We start from the raw sequence: 18,109 nt of genomic DNA, 5'->3' as shown, positions 1-18,109 counted from the left end.
CATCGACTTTGCCACAAGCGCGGCCGACAGTACCGCAGGCAAGCGCGGACGGTGTTCATACACGCTTCACTAGTCGGACATACAGGACACACCTTTTTCCACCCGGCGCCACCTACCGTAATTGGTCCAGACCAATTACGTATGGGTCTGAACCACCGCGTCGAAGACAAGGAATCCTCGTGAGACGTACGACCATCGCGATAGCAGCCGTGACCGCGGCTCTCGCCGTTCCCGGCATCGCCCCCGCCGAATCCCACGCCGAACCCACTTGGGGCAGTTCGTCCTTCGAATGGGGTAGCTCTTCGGGCGAGAACAACACGCCACCCGCAGCTCCCGGCGTCAGCGTCCCCGGCGGACGGTACGAGCACCCCGTCGACCTGACCTTCACCGCCGAGCGCGGCGCCACCGTCCGCTACACCTTGGACGGAACGACACCCACCACCGACAGCCAAGCTGCCACACCGGGACGTCCGTTGCAGATCGCACAGGACACCAACGTCACTGTCGCCGCTTTCCGCGGCGATCACGCGAGCGCGGCCGTCTCGTTCGGCTACCTGATCAAGACCTCGGAAAAGCCGCTGGCTCAGGTCGTCGTGATGTCCGACGTCCACGTCGGCGATCACGCGAACAATGACAAGAAGTACGAAAGCTTCTTCGACACAATCGGTTCCATCTTCCCGAAACCCGACGCGATCCTCTCCAACGGCGACATGATCAACGACAACGGAGACGGCAAGGGGCCCGACCACAAGATCGTCGCAGAAATCTTCCAGGCAAACCTCGCCAGGAAGGGCATGAACGACACACAACTCCTGATCTCCAACGGCAATCACGATGCAAGTCTCGCGGCGATCAGAGCCGGATATCCGGCGGAGTGGTTCCCGGATTCCGGTGGCGGATACTACGAATCCGACGTCAGCGGTGTCCATCTCTTCACGGTCAACACCGAGACATACAACAATGATTCAGCGCAACGTAATTGGCTGAAGTCCCGCCTGACCGAAATCACCGCGGAATCCGGAAACCTGACCAAGCCGATCCTGGTCCAGGGACACCGGCCGGCAAGCAATACAGCCATGGACGGCCAACAGGCGTCGAATCCTCGACTGACCGAAGACTTGAGTGCCTTCCCTCAGGCAATCTTCTTCTCCGGGCACTCGCACCTGAACAACAACGACGACCGGTCGATCCATCAGCGCGACTTCACGTCGGTCAACGACGGCTCGATGTCGTACATCGAGATCGATCACGGCTACCAGATGGTGACCGAGTCCGGTCTCGCGAACCGTTTCGAATCACCCACTGCCCAAGCACTCTTCGTGGAGGTCTACCAGGACCGCACGGAAATCAACCGCATCAACATGGCGGCAGACAAGCACGACATCTACACCGGAGGCGCGTGGTCGGCCAACTGGCAGCCGCCGTACTCGAGCGCGGGCACGCTGAGCGGCTCGGGGTGGACGGTCGAACTCGACGGGTCGACCAACCAGCAGATCAAGGACAACTTCCGCTACACCTCCGGTGCACGAAACACGAATGCACCGGAATTCACCACGGCCACCCCGCTCTCGGTGAGCACCGGAGCGAACGGTGAAGCAGCGCTACGGATCGCGCAGGCGAAGGACGACCAGATGGTCCATCACTATGCCGTCGAGATCACGGACACAGCCACCGGGGCGAAGGTCGTCTCGTCGAAGGTGCTTTCCGACTTCTACTTCATGCCACGACCGAACAGCCTCGACATTCCGATTCCCGATGCAGCAGCGGGCACAGCATACGAAGCCCGTGTCGAAGCCGTTGACGCATACGGTAACCGGTCACCGGTGACGACTCTGGCCTTCACCCGCTGATTTTTACCCGTCCGCTTACTGATCTGACACGACAAAGCGGCACCGCGCATGTTCGCGGTGCCGCTTCTCGGCTCAGTTGTAGGTGCGCAGCAGGCCCTTGCTGATGATCTGCTTCTGGATGTCGCTGGTGCCTTCACCGATCAGAAGGAACGGTGCCTCACGCATCAACCGCTCGATCTCGTATTCCTTGGAGTAGCCGTACCCGCCGTGGATGCGGAAACTGTCCTGTGTGACCTCCGAGCAGAATTCGCTCGCCAGATACTTCGCCATACCTGCTGCGACGTCGTTGCGCTCGCCCGAGTCCTTGAGTCTGGCAGCATTGACCATCATCAGATGGGCCGCTTCGACTTTGGTGCCCATCTCGGCGATCCGGAATGCGATGGCCTGATGTTCGGCGATCGGTTTGCCGAACGTCTCTCGTTGTTTGGCGTAGGTGACAGCCAGTTCGAAAGCACGCTGGGCGATTCCGCACGCGCGAGCGGCGACGTTGACCCGGCCGACCTCGACGCCGTCCATCATGTGCCGAAATCCCAAGCCAGGGGTGCCACCGAGAACCTCTTCCGCTCCGATCTCGAAACCGTCGAAGATCATCTCGGTGGTGTCGATTCCCTTGTAGCCCATCTTCTCGAGCTTGCCCGGAATGGTCAGGCCCGGGAGTACCTCACCGAAACCTGCCGGCTTCTCGATCAATATCGTCGTCAGATTATTGTGCAGCTTCTCCGCACCCTCGTCCGTCTTGACCAGGACTGCCACCAACGTCGACGAACCACCGTTGGTCAGCCACATCTTCTGCCCGGCGATCACGTAATCGCCGGACTCCGTGCGCTTTGCCTTGGTCGATATCGCAGCAACATCTGAGCCCAGTGCGGGCTCCGACATGGAGAAAGCGCCGGTAATCTCCCCGGAAGCCAGACGCGGCAGGTACTTCGCCTTCTGTTCCGGCGTCCCGTGCGCGGAAATCATGTGGGCCACGATGAAATGGGTGTTGATGACACCGGACACGCTCATCCATCCGCGGGCCAGCTCTTCGACACACAGTGCGTAGGTGAGCAGTGATTCGCCGATACCCCCGTACTCGGGGTCGATGGTCAGACCGAACAGGCCCATGTCCTTCATCTGCTTGACGATGTCGGTCGGATACGTATCCGTGTGTTCGAGTTCCTGCGCCGCGGGGATGACCACCCGATCGACGAACTCGCGTACCGCCCCGACGATATCGGTCTGGGTTTCGGTCAATCCCGCCGTCTGCGCCAAACGAGTCACTGTTCCACCTGTCAGTCGGTACTTTGTGCTCTCCTGTCGACGAAACTGATTCGACTCCAGGAACTTTCATCCCACCACGACGTGTGTGCGGCAGAGACGCTGCATCCATTCAATCCCCGAACGGTATATGTGTCAAAGTCGATTTCGCATACGAACCGTATGGCGGAAACTATGTCCGAACAGGTCATTCCTGCTGTTGACAACCGCGCCACGCGTGCTGGATATTCGAGTGAGCAGGTCGCGGTGGGCCCTTCGATCGGCCCGTTCACGCGACGCATTCCCCACCTCTCCTCGAGACAGGCACATTCCATGCACGACGCAGTCATCTGTGAACCCGTTCGCACCCCGGTGGGCGGATTCGGCGGAGTCTTCAAGGACGTTCCCGTCACCACACTCGCCAGCACTGTTGTGCGTGGCCTCGTCGAACGAACCGGCATTGCGTCCGCCGATGTCGACGACGTCATCTTCGGTCAGGGTTACGCCAACGGAGAGGCCGCGGCCGTCGGGCGAATCGCGGCACTCGACGCCGGTCTCGACGTGTCCGTTCCCGGAATACAACTCGATCGCCGTTGCGGTTCGGGATTGCAGGCGATCATCTACGCCGCGATGCAGGTACAGACCGGGATGAGTGATCTGGTCATCGCCGGCGGCGCCGAGAGCATGAGCGGAACCGAGTTCTACTCCACCGACATGCGTTGGGGCACAAAGCGCCCTTCCGTCGAGTTCCACGACCGATTGGCCAAACCGCGCACGAACTCCGGCGGAGTCAACTTTCCGGTCGAAGGCGGCATGATCGAGACCGCCGAGAACTTGCGCCGCGAGTACTCGATCACCCGCGACGAGCAGGACCTATACGCGGTGCGATCGCACGAACGGGCCGTTCACGCCCAGGACAGCGGGTACTTCGACGACGAGACCATTCCCGTTTCGGTGCTCGGGCGCCGTGGTGAGCAGACAGTCGTCACCCGCGACGAGCATCCGCGCCGGGGGATTCAGCTGTCCGATCTTGCTGCACTGCGCCCCATTCGAGGTCGCGTCGACCCCGAAGCCACAGTCACCGCCGGAAACGCCTGCGGCCAGAACGACGCCGGAGCTGCGGCCATCGTCACCACTGCGGCCAACGCCGAACGACTGGGCCTGCGTCCGTTCGCGAAACTGGTCAGTTGGGGCGTCGCCGGTGTGGAGCCGAACCGGATGGGCATCGGCCCGGTGCCAGCGGTAGCGAAAGCCCTCTCCCGTGTCGACCTGTCGCTCGGCGACATCGACCTCATCGAAGTCAACGAGGCCTTCGCCGCACAGGTTCTCGCGTGCGCCAAGGCTTGGGGATTGAGCGCGCAGGACATCGAGGAGCGCTTCAACGTCAACGGTTCCGGGATCTCGCTCGGACATCCTGTCGGCGCTACCGGCGGGCGGATACTCGCCAATCTGCTGCGCGAACTCGACCGACGCCAGGCACGGTACGGGATCGAGACCATGTGCATCGGTGGTGGACAAGGGATTGCAGCGGTGTTCGAGAACCTGCGACGTGAGAAGCGTTAACCGATCGATCCGCCGCGGCGAAGGTCTGCGATCTGGTCGCCCGTCCGTCCCAGCTCGGCCAGTAGCGAATCCGTCTGCTGGCCGAGCGCCGGAACGTCACCCATACGCATTTCGACATCCGAGTACGTCATCGGAGGCAGCACGGCATCGATCGGACCGTTCTCGGTGCCCACTGACCGCCACCTGGCCCGCTTCTCCAGCTGCGGATGTTCCAGCAGACCGGCCATGTCGTTGAGTGCTGCGGCCGGAACACCGGCGGCGGCCAGACGCTGATCCAGGTCCGCCGTCGAGTACAGACGAGTCAGCGAACCCACCAATTCGTCTACCTCGCCGCGGTTTTCGACGCGCACGATGTTGGTGCGGTACCGCGGATGATCGACCAGATCCTCGCGCTCGAACACGTCCACCATCAGTGCACGCCACCCACGGTCGTTCTGGACGCCGATCAGGATCTCGCCGTCGCTCGTGGGGTACGAATCGTAGGGAACGATCGCGGCATGGCCGAGACCGACGCGCGGAATCTGCTTGTCCGCATACATTTTCATGTACATCGGATGCCCCAGCCACTCGACGGTGGAATCGAACATCGAGACCTCGACGAGCGCTCCTTTACCCGTTCGCTCTCTACGGAACAAGGCGCTCAGAATCGAAGTCAGCGCGTACATTCCCGCGGCAATGTCCGAGACCGGGATACCCGTCTTGGTGGCCGTCTCCGGTGTGCCGGTCACGGAGATCATTCCGGTCTCGGCTTGGACCAGCATGTCGTACGCCTTGCGCTCGCGCCGTGGACCGGCACTGCCGTAGCCGGACATGTCGATCACGACGAGCCGAGGGAATTCCTCGCGCAGTGCCTCCGCGCCGAATCCCAGTCGCGCAGCTGCATCGGGAGCCAGATTCTGTAGGAACACATCTGCGCGCGCGACAAGATCGAGAACGATCTGCCGGCCGGATTCCGACTTCACGTCGACAGCGATCGATTCCTTGGAACGGTTGAGCCACACGAAGTGTGACGCCTGACCGTGAACCGCCTGGTCGTAGTGACGCGCGAAGTCGCCCTCGCCGACGCGTTCTATCTTGATCACCCGCGCACCCATGTCCGCGAGATGTCTGGTGGCGAGCGGTGCCGCCACCGCCTGTTCGAGTGCAACCACGGTGATTCCGTCGAGCGGAAGATCCGAGTTCGGCTGTCCCATGTCAGTAGTCACCCTTGAATTCTCACACTCAGAAGTCTCTCACTCAGGATTCTTGCACTCGAACAGGACGGATCAGATGTGGCGGCCGCCGGTGATCTCGAGAACTGTGCCGGTCATGTAGCTCGAGAGGTCGCTCGCGAGGAACAGCACAACCGAAGCAACCTCCGAGGGCTCGGCCGCACGCCCCATCGGGATCTCGGCAAGCTTCTCGTTCCAGATCCGTTCGGGCATTGCCTCGGTCATCGCCGTGCGGACCAGCCCGGGCTGAACGGCGTTGACGCGAACGTTCTTGAACGCGACCTCCTTTGCCGCGGCCTTCGTCAGACCGACGATGCCGGCCTTGGCGGCCGAGTAGTTGGTCTGCCCGAGCATGCCCACCTTGCCGGAGATCGACGAGATGTTCACGATTGCGCCCTTCTCACGCTCGCGCATGCGGGCGGCGGCAGCGCGTGTTCCGTTCCAGGCGCCCTTGAGGTGTACGGCGATCACGTCGTCGAAGTCCTGCTCGGTCATCTTCCGCATCGTGGCGTCGCGCGTCATGCCGGCATTGTTGACCATGACATCGACTGGACCGAAGGCACTTTCGGCCAGATCGAGCATGGCCTCGACCTGTCCGGAGTCACGCACGTCGCAGGAAGCGAAGCGGGCGACCGACTCTCCACCGAGTTCGGCGACCGCAGCCGTTCCCACGGTTTCGTTGATGTCGCCGAGAACGACGGTCGCGCCTTCCTTGATGAAGGTGCGCGCAATTTCGAGCCCGATGCCCTGGGCTCCGCCGGTCACTACCGCAACCTTGCCGTCCAACAATCCCATGTCCACTCCGTTCGTGAGGTTAAAGCTCGTCAGGTAAATGTGTCAGCGCTGGTTGCGCTTTTTCGCTTGCGCCACGAGCCCACCGCCGAGAATCAGTCGCTGGATCTCACTGGTTCCCTCGTACAGGCGCAACAGGCGAACTTCACGGTAGATGCGTTCGACCGGCACACCTCGCATGTACCCGTTGCCACCGTGGATCTGCACGGCGAGATCCGCGACCTTGCCCACCATCTCGGTGCAGAAGAGCTTTGCCGCCGAGGGGCCGAGACGTCGATCCTCACCGCTGACGTACCGCGCGGCCACCTCACGCACCATCGCCCGCCCGGCCATGACACCGGCCTGTTGGTCTGCCAGCATCGCTTGAACAAGCTGGAAGTCGCCGATAGCGGTGCCGCCTTGTTCGGTGACCACGGAGAACGCGACAGATTCGTCGAGCGCTCGCTGCGCTGCTCCCACCGAGAGGGCCGCGATATGGACTCGTCCGCGTGCGAGAGACGTCATCGCTGCGCGGTATCCGGTGTCCTGGTCGCCACCGACGAGGGCCGACTCGGGAACCCGGACGTTGTCGAAGGTGACCTCGGAGGTCCAGGCACCTTCCTGACCCATCTTCTTGTCCTTGGGACCAACTGTGACTCCCGGCGTGTCGGCCGGCACCAGGAACACTGCAATTCCCGGACCATCGGAATCCGCCGGGCGAGTGCGCGCGAACACCACGAACAGCTGTGCCAGTGGAGCATTGGTGATGAACCGCTTGTTGCCGTCGATGACCCATTCGGATCCGTCCAGGACGGCCTTGGTCCGAAGACCGGCCGGGTTGGAACCTGCGCCTGGTTCGGTCAGAGCAAAGGAAGCCACGACGTCACCGGAGGCGATGCGCTCGAGCCACTGAGCCTTCTGCTCGTCGGTACCGAAGCCGACCAGCACCTGCCCGGCAATTCCGTTGTTGGTACCGAACATCGAGCGCAGCGCCAGGGACGTGTAGCCGAATTCCATTGCCAATTCGACGTCTTGGGTGAGGTCGAGTCCGAGCCCACCCCATTCCTGAGGAATCGCGTAGCCGAAGAGCCCGATGGCTGCGGCTTTCTTGCGTATGTCCTCAGGAATGGCGTCGGTGTCGGCTATCTCCTGCTCACGCGGCACGACTTCCTTGCGGATGAACTCCCGCGCAGTCGCCAAGATATCTGCGAAGTCATCTGCATCGACCTGCATTCCCACCACTCACCTTGCTGTTTCCGAAGTCCATGCCGTCCTCCGAAGTCAATACCGTGAGGCAATCGGAGTCAAAGACCTGAAAGCGAACCGAAGGTAAGGCAGAACCTATAACAAGTGTCAGACAGTGCGCAGTTCCCGCTTCAGCAGTTTGCCACTCTGGTTACGCGGGAGTTCGGCCACGAACCGGACGTGCTTGGGGACCTTGAACGGGGCGATTCGCTCCTTGACGTGGGCAATCAACGCCTCAGGCGTCAACTCGTCGTTGCCGTCCTTGAGCACGACGATCGCGGTGACCGCCTCGATCCACTTCTCGTCGGGCGTACCGATCACGGCGACTTCTGCCACGGCAGGGTGCGTGTAGACCGCATCTTCGACCTCGCGCGACGCGACCAGGATGCCACCGGTGTTGATGACGTCCTTGATTCGGTCGACGACGGTGATGAACCCTTCTTCGTCCCGCACGACAAGATCGCCTGAATGGAACCAGCCGTCGCGGAATGCCTCGGCCGTGGCTTCCGGGTTTTCCCAGTAGCCGTTGCACAGCTGCGGTGAGCGGTAGAGAACCTCACCGGACTCACCGTCGGCAACGTCGTTTCCGTCGGCGTCGACGACACGGGTTTCGACGAAGAACACTGCTCGCCCGCAAGAAGACGGACGATCAGCATGCTCGCCGGGCTGGAGAACGGTTGCCAGCGGACCGATTTCGGACTGGCCGAAGCAGTTGTAGAAGCCTATGTCCGGGTAACGCTCACGCAGACGATTGAGCACCGTGACCGGCATGATCGAGGCGCCGTACTGCGCCTTCTTGAGCGAAGACAGATCGCGGGTCTCGAGGTCCGGATGGTTGGCCAACGGTACCCACACGGTCGGGGCCAGGAACAGCGATCCGATCTTTTCTGCTTCGACGCGGCGCAGGATCTCCGGGATGTCCGGCGCCTGCATCAGACTGACCGTCGCACCGACGGACAGGTACGGCAGCATGAAGACGTGCATCCCTGCGGAGTGGTACATCGGCATGCAGATCAGCGGGTTGTCGTTCTTGTCGAGCCCGAGCGCGATCACCGAGGACACGTACTCGTGTACCAGCGCACCGTGAGACATCATGGCGCCCTTGGGCTTCGAGGTTGTGCCCGAGGTGTACAGCAGTTGCGCCAGATCCGTCGACGTCGCACGCGGTTCGAAAACAGGCACCTCGCCGGCCTCGCTGATCGTGACCACCGACAGTTCCGCGTCCCGCAGTGCGATCACGTGGTCGAGATCGAGGTCGGAGCGAACCGAGTCGAGCGTCGACGCCAATGCCGGATCCACCAACACCGCGCGGGCGCCTGATTGCGCCACGAGGTACCGGAGTTCCTCCCCCTTGAGCGCGTAGTTGACCGGAACGTGCACCAAACCCGCTCGTGCACAGGCAAGGAATCCGATTGCATAGGCGTCGGAGTTGGTTCCGTATGCCGCGACGCGGTCGCCGTGTTCGAGGCCCAGACCGAGCAAGTGGGCCGCGACCCGCGTCACCGCGTCGTCGAGTTCGCGGTAGGTGCGAGTGCGATCTTCGAAGACGACGGCTACGCGGTCGGGGTACTTGGCTGCCGAGCGCCGAAGCACTCCGTCGACGGTGTTGGTGCGTGGATCCAGGCTCATTCGCTCAGGTTATAGGACGTCCAACTAATCCGGAAGAGCGATCGTTACTTATTGCGCCATTCAGGCTTTCGCTTGTCCACGAAGGCCTGCATGCCTTCCTGAGCGTCGCAGGTCACGGCGTTGGTTGCCATCGTTTCCGCCATCGCCTCGTACGCCTGTGCTTGCGGCAGATCGATCTGGTGATAGAACGCCTGCTTACCGATCTTCACCGTCAAGGGGCTGGCCGTCGTGATCTTGGCGGCCAGTTCGCGCACCTGCCGGTCCAGTTCTTCGGGCGTGACGACGAAGTTCACCAGACCCCAGTCCGCAGCGGTGTCGGCGTCGATCGTCTGACCGGTGAGCAACATCTGTATCGAGCGCTTGCGCCCTACTGCCCTGCTCAGAGCCACCATCGGAGTCGAGCAGAACAGTCCGATCTTGACACCGGGCGTGCCGAAGACCGCGTTCGACGCAGCAACAACCAGATCACACGACGCAGCCAGCTGACAGCCCGCCGCGATAGCCGGGCCCTGGACTGCGGCAATCACCGGCTGCGGAATCCGCTGCACGGTCTCCATCATCTCGGTACAGCCGTCGAAGATCGCCCGCTCGTCTTCGAGGGTTCGCCCGATCATCTCCGTCAGATCGTGACCGGCAGAGAACACCGGGCCTTCGGCGCGCACGACGACAACCCGCACGCGCTCGTCTGCAGACAACTCGAGAAGGGCAGCCGTCACCTCGCGCATGGTCTCCGCCGAGAGCGGATTTCGCCGCGCCGGCCGATCGAGTGTCAGGAATCCGAGTCCCACCGATTCCTCGACGGAAATCTTCACTGCAGTGTCTTCTACCTGTGTCTGCGACATGTGTTCTCTCTACCAATCGAATCCGTCCCGGTCAACGAGACGAAACGGGCGTCGGTTCGCGCCGCGTCGATACGGTCCGGTCAATACTTCGCCACTACGAGGAGTGCCCATGAGCACCGATGCCGCCGTCACCACCGATCTCCACGAGATTCTGCGGGCCCAGCAGGAAGCAACTCGCGCCGCCGGTCTTCCGTCTGCGCAGATACGACGCGAGCGCATCCAACGCGTCGTCGATCTCCTGGTGGCGAACCACAAGGATCTGACCGAAGCGATCAACGAAGACTTCGGCGGCCGGATCCCGGCCTACTCGGTGATGAATGACGTTCTGGGGTCGATGGTTTCACTCAAGCATGTTCGTGATTCGCTCGAAGAGTGGATGATTCGCTCACCGAGAGCCACCGGAGCGATGCAGGACCAACTGGGCGCCACGGCGTACGTCTCGTACCAACCGAAGGGTTCGATCGGCATCATCGGAACCTGGAACGCTCCCCTTTTCACTCTTCTGAGCCCGCTCGCCTGCGCCCTCGGAGCGGGAAATCGCGCCGTCCTCAAACCGTCGGAGATCGTGCCCAACACTGCGGCCGTACTGGCCGAGGCGGCGCGTCGAACGCTCGACCCCTTGGAGGTCGCGGTGGTGACAGGTGGCCCGGAGGTCGCTGATCTACTGACGTCGCTGCCGTTCGATCACCTCGTCTTCACCGGCAGCACGACCGTCGGCAAGCTCGTCATGGCCAACGCCGCGAAGAACCTGGTTCCGGTCACCCTCGAACTCGGCGGCAAGTCACCGAGCGTTCTTGGACGAAGTGCCGATATCAGCTCTGCTGCATCGCGTTTGGCCATCGCGAAATCGACCAATGCCGGTCAACTCTGCGTCTCGCCAGATCTGATCTATGTTCCGCGCGAGAACACGGAAGGATTCATCGACGCGTTCACCGACCAGTTCACGGGACTGTTCCCCACGATCGCCGACAACGAAGACATGGTCTCGATAGTCAGCGACCGTCACCTCGCACGCATCGAGGGGTACATCGCGGACGCCGCAGAGCGCGGAGCGCGAATCATCACCGTTCCCGACGAAGAACTCTCCGCAGATACTCGTCGCCGCCCACTGCGAATCGTGGTCGACCCTCCGACCGACGCGCAGATCATGAAGGAAGAGATCTTCGGGCCGGCCGTCGTGATCCTGCCGTACGACGAACTCGACAGCGTTGTCGCCGACATCAACTCACGGCCGAAGCCGTTGGCGCTGTACTACTTCGGCACCGATCTGGACGAGAAGGAATCCGTACTCGAACGCACCGTCTCGGGCGGCGTCACCATCAACGATGCGATGTCACACCCAGGGCTGAGCGACGCACCCTTCGGCGGCGTCGGAGCTTCGGGCATCGGGCACTACCACGGCCGCGAGGGCTTCCTCGAGTTCAGTCACGCGCGAACGGTATTCGAAGCAGCGCAGCATGATCCACGCGGCGAGTGGGGAATGCTCCCGCCGTACGGTGAGGGTTTCGAGCAGATGATGCTGGCTCAGGTGACGCCCTAGTGCCTTCCGCCCCGCCTTTTCGGTAGTTCGCGCTACCGGAAAGGCGCACCGGCAAGGCCTCGGCTGAGGAACTCCACCAACTGACCCGGCTCGGTGTCCGCCGACTCGATCAGTTGGATCAGTTCTTTCTTGTCCTCTGCTGCAAGCGGTTCGATGCCACCGAAGGTGCGCATCGTGGAGCCGGCCGGAAGGACTCGTGCACACACGAGCGTGCCCGGCTCGAGATTGACCGAGCCCCACTCGTCCGTGACCTTCACCAGATGCCCGTTGCGGACGTCACTGAGAGTCACCGACTGCCCCGGCTCCGTCGAAGCGACCTTGTACACCGAGCGCGCAATCTTCAACCACTCGTCGGCCAGTTCCCGCTCGTCGGCGGGAAGCAGTTCTCCGCGACGCTCGACAAACGCCTCGAAGATACCGGCGTCGAACAAGGCAACGTCGACGGCCAAACCGCCCTCGACGGCCAGCGTCAGTGCTTCCTCACTGTTCCACTGCTCGGCACGGATGAGCGCAAGATCGAAGACGGCATCGAAGTACTCCGGAGTGCGCGAGAACAGCTGTGCCTTGACGTACAGCCAGTTGGCCCGATCGTCGAACGTCACCTCGGACTTGCCGAGATGGCAGACCTTGAACTTGCGACCGGAACCGCACCAGCACTTGTCATTTCGTCCGAGTTCGGGGTGCTCGGCCGGGGCATAGCGCTGAAGAACCTCGTGCAGAACCTCGGACTCGCCGCCCTCGATCCGCCCGAGAAGTGCCAGCGCGCGCGTCACATCGCTGCGATCGGCCGCCAGTAGCGCCAGATCGAAGATCGCGGGAGTCCAGTCGGGATCGAGATCGTGTGCAGTTTCGTACGACGCCTCGGCGGCAAGGATCTTGCCGAGACGATCCGAAGCCTTGCCCGCCAGCCAGTGCGCTGCCGGCTTGACACGACGCGACCCTTTTTCGGCGAGAGCAGTTGCAACAGAATGCAATACGGAATCGTGATCGTCGAGTTCGGTCAGCAGCTCCAACGCCGCCGCAGCCGCGGGCGGCTCGGCGATACCGGCGAAGGTCTGCGGATCCTCTTTGACCTGCTTGCGCGCCCAGTCCGAGACGTCCTCGACGGCTACGACTTTCGCGGCCATCACCAGATCGACGAAGGCAATCACCGACGCGGCTTCTTCCGGGTGCAGGTTCTCCCGAACCTCGAGCATGCGGGCCCGGTTCGCCAGGTGGTAGGCCTCGAAATCGAAACCGTCCACTGCGACGTAATCGCCGTCGCGGACGTACCCTGCCGCCTCGAGCATCTCGCCCAGCGGGGCGGTCGGCTGACGGAAGAGCGACGGCTCGTCGAGCATCAATTGCCAGACGATGGCATCGAGGGTGTCCGCACCGATGTCGGCAAGGACCGTCGCCAAACTCTCGCCGAATCCGGGTGCGGGATCGAGTACCTCGGGAATGGTGCAGAGCGTCAGCTCACGGTCTGCGACGAACAATCCGATCAAATCGCCTGCAGAACATTCGGCGAGAGTATCGGTGTCGAGGAGAAAACCCTCGTCGTGCGGGAACTCCGGATCTTCGATCCCCCGATCAGCCAACAGGTCGTCGTCGATCCCGCGGTGCACGACGCTGATGCCATGGACCTCGTCGTCGTCACGATCGAGGAAAACCCGCAGCATCATCAGATCGGGGTTGGCATCGAGGACGCCGGCCTTGATTTCCGCTTCGGTGAGCCGATGGGTCAGCACTCGATGCTCGAACAACGTGTCGAGTGCGGCGTACCGCTCCTCACTCAGGTAGCCGAGTAGCGGGTCCTCGACGTACTCGACGAACTCGGCCATGTCCTCGGCTGTACCGTGACCGGCATCAGCCAACAGGGTGCCCCAGTCCGCCGCTGTCTGCGGGCCGTGCTCACGCAACAACTCCATCGCGGCTTCGGCGATCAAGTCATTGGCATCCATCGGTTCGTTCACCTATCCAACTTTAACGGGGTCGACTCGATACATCGTCACCGGTCATCGGTCGAGTGATCGGCGCCTCCACGCGACGCACGCACCACTTCTTCGGCGTCGAGCTCCTCGGAAGCGAGAACCTCGAGGACCTTCGCAGCCTGCGATTCCGAAGCCATGACGACGACGCCCACCACAAGTGCGCCAGTGGGGACCGTCAGGACCCGGGCACTGATCACATCACCTGGCGTGCCGTCGAGCGAGTGCGCAACGGTCACGGACTCCTCGGACCCACGATCGAGCAACACGACGCCGGCGTCGGAAGTTTCGACCACCTCGTACACCGACCTCCGGGTTCCGAGCCACTGTGCGGCCGTGACAACCTCCGACTCCGGGAGCAGTTCACCGCGCCTGGCCAGGAAGTCGGCAAAGATCCCACCCTCGAACAGAGCCACGTCCAGTGCCGAGCCGTCGAAGATCGTGGCGGCGATCAGTTCGTCCTCGGACAGACTGTCGTTTTCGAGATCGTCGAGCCCGGTCACGATGTCGGCGTATTCGGAGGCAAACGCGAACAGGCATGCCTTCTTGTACAACCACCGACCATCCGACTCGACGGATTCATCCGCCTTTCCGAGGTGGCAGACCTTGTACTTGCGGCCGGAACCGCACCAACACTTGTCGTTTCGCCCGAGTTCAGGATGATCGACCGGGACGAAGTCCTGCAGTACGGCGTAGAGATTCTCTTCACTTCCGCCGTCGATCCGCCCGAGCAGTGACAACGCGCGGGTCGCGTCGCCGCGGTCCGACGCGAACTGAGCCAGCTCGAACAGGGCAGGACCCCAACCGGATTCGGCAAGGAGCGCCTTCTCGTAGTGCGCCTCCGCCTCGAGGACGCGCCCCAGCCGATCGACGGCCTTACCGGCGAGCCAATGCGCCGCCGCCCGGACCGACCGTGGACCTCGCTCGGCCAGTTCGGCCGCAAGTGCTTCGAGAATTGCGTCGGTCACCGGGTCCTGGTTCCGAAAACCGAGATCGAACACCGCTACCGCCGCACCCGGATCCGCGAGTGAGACAAAAGAATCCGGAGCAGCGCTCACATGACGGTGGGCCCAGTCCGCGATGTCGAAATCGGCGATGACGGCGTCGGTGTATCCGCGATCCGCCAGATCGACAAACGCGACGGCAGAGACTGCCTCGTCGTGGGTCAGGTCGTAGGTGCTCGCGACCAGGGCGGTCCGAATCTGCAGATCGTAGGCATCGAAGTCGAATCCCCGCCGAGCCAGTAGTTCTCGCTCGTGTTCGTACCCTGCTGCCTCGAAAAGCTCGCTCAACGGCGCAATGGGAACTGTGAACAGTGACGGGTCTTCGAGCAGGAGTTGCCAACACACGGAATCCAAGGCCTCGACGCCGTCTTCCTCGAAGAGTTCGCCGAGGGACGGTACGAGATCTGGTTCGTCCTCGATCTCCACCAGACGAAACGCAAGTCGTCCGTCTTCGACAGCCAGACCGACGAGATCACCTTCGGCACACTCGCCGAGGGTTCCGGCCGGGAGCATCACGACTCGTCGACTCCGGAAGTGGGCCGCTCCGCGATCCACGGCGGCTTCTTCCGCCGCGATCACACGGATCGCCCCGTCCTCTCCGTCGCCGTCACCGAATGCCAAGATCGGTTCCAGGTCGGGGCTCGCGTCGAGGATGTCGGACGCAATCTCCAGGGCGCTGAGTCGGTGAGTGAACACGAGACCTTCGAGGACAGTGTCGAGAGCAACGTACTTTCCGCTCGGTAGGTATCCGAGCATGGGTTCGGACAGATACTCGAGCACGTCGGCTACCTCGGTCGCCGATCCGTACTCCTCGAGATGGGTCGCCCACTCTTCGAGACTCAGCGGGCCTTGCTCGCGCAGAACAGCCAAAGCTGCGGAAGCAATGGAACCAGCGGCATCGTCGTCGAAATCAGTCACCCGCCAATGGTAGGCGACTTATTGCAGTCCGCTGAGCCCCTCGCCCAGCACGGTCGCACCGAGGATCGCCAGAATGACCGCCATCATCACTGCATTGTTCGCCGTCATCCACGCTTTCGCCGACACGAGGATGTCGTCGGCTCGCTTGCCGGAGAACACCTTCACCAGGATCGGCGACGCGATACCGACGCTCGCGATGATCGTGAAGATCACCGCGGCAACAATCTGTTGGGCAACAACATTCGTGGCGACTGCGATAGTGGCCGCACCGGATACCGCGAGCGCTGCATTCTTGGGATTGACCGCCGCGGACAAGAACGCCAACCCGAACGCCTTCCGCGGAGTCAACCCGTCGATGCTCTTCATCCACTTCGGAACTGTCGGATCACTTCCGTCCCTCGGACGCGCTCGCCACTGCTTGAACGCCAATCCGAACAGAACGAGCCCCAACACGATTCGTACGACGCTCGACCACACCGAACTCTGCGCCGACTCCGACTCCGACGCCGACTCCGACTCCGACTCCGCAAACGAATAGTCCGCGATCACGATGGTCACCGCAACGACTGCCGAGATTCCGAGGACCCACCCGAGTAGAAAAGATGCCGCCCCGCGATGTGCTCCAGCGGTGATCATGACGAGCACGATCACCGCCATGGGCATCGAGACGAAAAGCAGGCCGAGGGCAATCGGAAGAGACAGACCGATCGCGGCTAGCACCGAAAACCTCCAGTTGAATACACGATCGGTGATCGACTCGAAGTCGAAATCACGACGAGGGTGGCAGCATGACCTCGATGAGATGAGGACCGGGTTCCGCAAGCGCTGCGGCAAACTGCTCCGCCAACTCCTCCGCAGTGCTCGCCCGTGACGCGGGCACGCCCAATCCTTCGGAGATCTTCACGTAGTCCATGTCGGGAGACGACAGATCCAACATCGACTGTGCGACGACGCCGCCACCATCTGCACCGACTCGTTGCAGTTCGCCACGCAGGATGGCGTATGCGCGATTGTTGAGCAGAATCGTCGTGACATTCAGCTGTTCTCGCGCCTGCGTCCACAACGCGGTGATGGTGTACATCGCGCTTCCGTCGGCCTCGAAATTGATCACCGGTCGCTCCGGCGCGGCAATCGCGGCGCCCGTAGCCACCGGGATGCCCTGGCCGATGGCACCTCCGGTGAGGGTAAGCACGTCGTGGCGCGGCGCTCCGGCAAGGGCAATCGGGATCGCCCAACCGGAAGTGGCTGCCTCGTCGGAAATGATGGCATCATCCGGCAGGAGCGCGCCGATCACGTCGGCCCAGTTCCGTACGTCCAGAGACCCGCTCGGCAGCGCAGGCCGATTCACCTCCTGCAGAACAGGTTCGACTCCTGGTGCCACGAGTTCGGCCACTGCTTCGAGAGCGCCGACAACATCGTCACCGACGCTCGCCAGCGTTGTCACTGCTGCGCCGTCCGGGACCAGATCGCTCGGCTTTCCGGGATACGCAAAGAACGACACCGGCGAAACCGCGCCGGCCAGGACCAGCTGAGTTGTTCCGCGAAGTTGTTCGGTGGCGTGCTCGGCGAAGTATCCCAAGCGCTCGAATGACGGCAGCCCCGCGCCTCGTTGAAGCCTGGCCGGAAAGGTCTCGACCAGAATTTGCGCTCCCGTCGCGGCCGCGATCCGAGAAGCGGCGCGCAGTCCGGCCTCGGAGCAGGCTGCGCCACCCAGCAGCAGCGTGGTGCGTCCCTCGGCATTGACCGCGCCGACCACCGAGTCGATTTGTGCTGCAGAAACTTCCGCTCGCGGAGATATGTCCCGAGGACCCGCAATCACTCCACCTTCGCCCCACGAGACGTCGGCAGGGAGGACCAGCGTCGCGATTCTTCCAGCCGAATCCATCGACGCGGCAACGGCGTCGGCCGCATCGCTACCGACAGTCGCGGTGGATTCGGAACGTCTACTCCACCCCTCCAGCCATTCGGTCAGCGCGTCGATATTCGATTCGAGAGGAGCGTCGAAACCGTGGTGGTAGGTGGCGTGGTCACCGACGATGTTCACGATCGGCGTGTGGGCGCGGCGCGCGTTGTGAAGGTTCGCCAGCCCGTTCGCCATTCCGGGTCCGAGGTGAAGAAGTGTCGCGGCAGGCTTTCCGGCGATACGCGCGTAGCCGTCCGCTGCACCGGTGACAGCGCCCTCGAACAGTCCCAGTACCGCACGCATCTGCGGAACGGAATCGAGTGCGGCGACAAAATGCATCTCGGACGTTCCGGGATTGCCGAAGCACACTTCGACGCCCGAGTCGGCCAGGCTCTGGATGAGCGACTGTGCACCGTTCATTTCG

The 18,109-nt window shown here is 62.5% G+C and carries 13 protein-coding genes; 3 read left to right on the top strand and 10 right to left on the bottom strand.

Annotation, left to right across the window (positions count from 1 at the left end; translation table 11 throughout):
- The first annotated feature begins 179 nt into the window (after positions 1-179).
- On the top strand, positions 180-1,850 hold the full coding sequence (locus DBV08_RS24650; RefSeq protein WP_124569193.1) for a chitobiase/beta-hexosaminidase C-terminal domain-containing protein: 1,671 nt from the start codon (positions 180-182) through the stop codon (positions 1,848-1,850).
- A 72-nt stretch (positions 1,851-1,922) separates the two neighbouring features.
- On the opposite strand, the gene DBV08_RS24645 is transcribed toward DBV08_RS24650, so the two are convergent.
- Positions 1,923-3,113: an acyl-CoA dehydrogenase family protein gene (locus tag DBV08_RS24645; protein WP_124569192.1), complete on the bottom strand. Its 1,191-nt coding sequence runs from the start codon at positions 3,111-3,113 to the stop codon at positions 1,923-1,925.
- A 309-nt stretch (positions 3,114-3,422) separates the two neighbouring features.
- On the opposite strand from DBV08_RS24645, the gene DBV08_RS24640 reads away from it, so the two are divergent.
- Positions 3,423-4,652: an acetyl-CoA C-acetyltransferase gene (locus DBV08_RS24640; protein ID WP_124569432.1), complete on the top strand. Its 1,230-nt coding sequence runs from the start codon at positions 3,423-3,425 to the stop codon at positions 4,650-4,652.
- On the opposite strand, the gene DBV08_RS24635 is transcribed toward DBV08_RS24640, so the two are convergent.
- The 5 genes from DBV08_RS24635 to DBV08_RS24615 form a co-directional block, all read right to left on the bottom strand.
- Positions 4,649-5,845 (bottom strand): CaiB/BaiF CoA-transferase family protein, encoded by a 1,197-nt coding sequence (locus DBV08_RS24635; RefSeq protein ID WP_124569431.1) that lies wholly within the window; start codon positions 5,843-5,845, stop codon positions 4,649-4,651. The two genes, DBV08_RS24640 and DBV08_RS24635, sit on opposite strands and share 4 nt — an antisense overlap.
- 72 nt (positions 5,846-5,917) lie before the next feature.
- A complete protein-coding gene (gene fabG / locus DBV08_RS24630) occupies positions 5,918-6,658 on the bottom strand; it encodes a 3-oxoacyl-ACP reductase FabG (protein WP_095973140.1) in 741 nt (246 codons plus the stop codon).
- 42 nt (positions 6,659-6,700) lie between these two features.
- Positions 6,701-7,867: an acyl-CoA dehydrogenase family protein gene (locus tag DBV08_RS24625; protein ID WP_124569191.1), complete on the bottom strand. Its 1,167-nt coding sequence runs from the start codon at positions 7,865-7,867 to the stop codon at positions 6,701-6,703.
- A 120-nt stretch (positions 7,868-7,987) separates the two neighbouring features.
- The gene (locus tag DBV08_RS24620; protein WP_124569190.1) at positions 7,988-9,508 is read right to left on the bottom strand and encodes an acyl-CoA synthetase; all 1,521 of its coding nucleotides are present in this window, start codon (positions 9,506-9,508) and stop codon (positions 7,988-7,990) included.
- 44 nt (positions 9,509-9,552) lie between these two features.
- Complete coding sequence (locus DBV08_RS24615) at positions 9,553-10,350, bottom strand: enoyl-CoA hydratase (protein ID WP_124569189.1); 798 nt, start codon at positions 10,348-10,350, stop codon at positions 9,553-9,555.
- Positions 10,351-10,459: 109 nt separating this feature from the next.
- Here DBV08_RS24615 and DBV08_RS24610 point away from each other — a divergent pair, with 109 nt between their 5' ends.
- The gene (locus DBV08_RS24610; RefSeq protein WP_124569188.1) at positions 10,460-11,890 is read left to right on the top strand and encodes a coniferyl aldehyde dehydrogenase; all 1,431 of its coding nucleotides are present in this window, start codon (positions 10,460-10,462) and stop codon (positions 11,888-11,890) included.
- 32 nt (positions 11,891-11,922) lie between these two features.
- Here the strand turns inward: DBV08_RS24610 and DBV08_RS24605 are convergent, their stop codons facing one another.
- The 4 genes from DBV08_RS24605 to DBV08_RS24590 are packed head-to-tail and all read right to left on the bottom strand — an operon-like array spanning position 11,923 to position 18,105.
- Positions 11,923-13,845, bottom strand: coding sequence for an SEC-C metal-binding domain-containing protein (locus DBV08_RS24605; RefSeq protein ID WP_260395743.1), 1,923 nt, complete (start codon positions 13,843-13,845; stop codon positions 11,923-11,925).
- A gap of 35 nt (positions 13,846-13,880) precedes the next feature.
- Positions 13,881-15,782 (bottom strand): SEC-C domain-containing protein, encoded by a 1,902-nt coding sequence (locus DBV08_RS24600; RefSeq protein WP_124569187.1) that lies wholly within the window; start codon positions 15,780-15,782, stop codon positions 13,881-13,883.
- A gap of 18 nt (positions 15,783-15,800) precedes the next feature.
- On the bottom strand, positions 15,801-16,502 hold the full coding sequence (locus tag DBV08_RS24595; RefSeq protein ID WP_124569186.1) for a GAP family protein: 702 nt from the start codon (positions 16,500-16,502) through the stop codon (positions 15,801-15,803).
- 49 nt (positions 16,503-16,551) lie between these two features.
- The gene (locus DBV08_RS24590; protein WP_260395742.1) at positions 16,552-18,105 is read right to left on the bottom strand and encodes an acetolactate synthase large subunit; all 1,554 of its coding nucleotides are present in this window, start codon (positions 18,103-18,105) and stop codon (positions 16,552-16,554) included.
- Positions 18,106-18,109 lie beyond the last annotated feature (4 nt).

Source organism: Rhodococcus sp. KBW08 (assembly GCF_003852455.1).
Taxonomy (GTDB): Bacteria; Actinomycetota; Actinomycetes; order Mycobacteriales; family Mycobacteriaceae; genus Rhodococcus_F; species Rhodococcus_F baikonurensis.
This window is presented reverse-complemented; position numbering and strand designations above follow the sequence as displayed.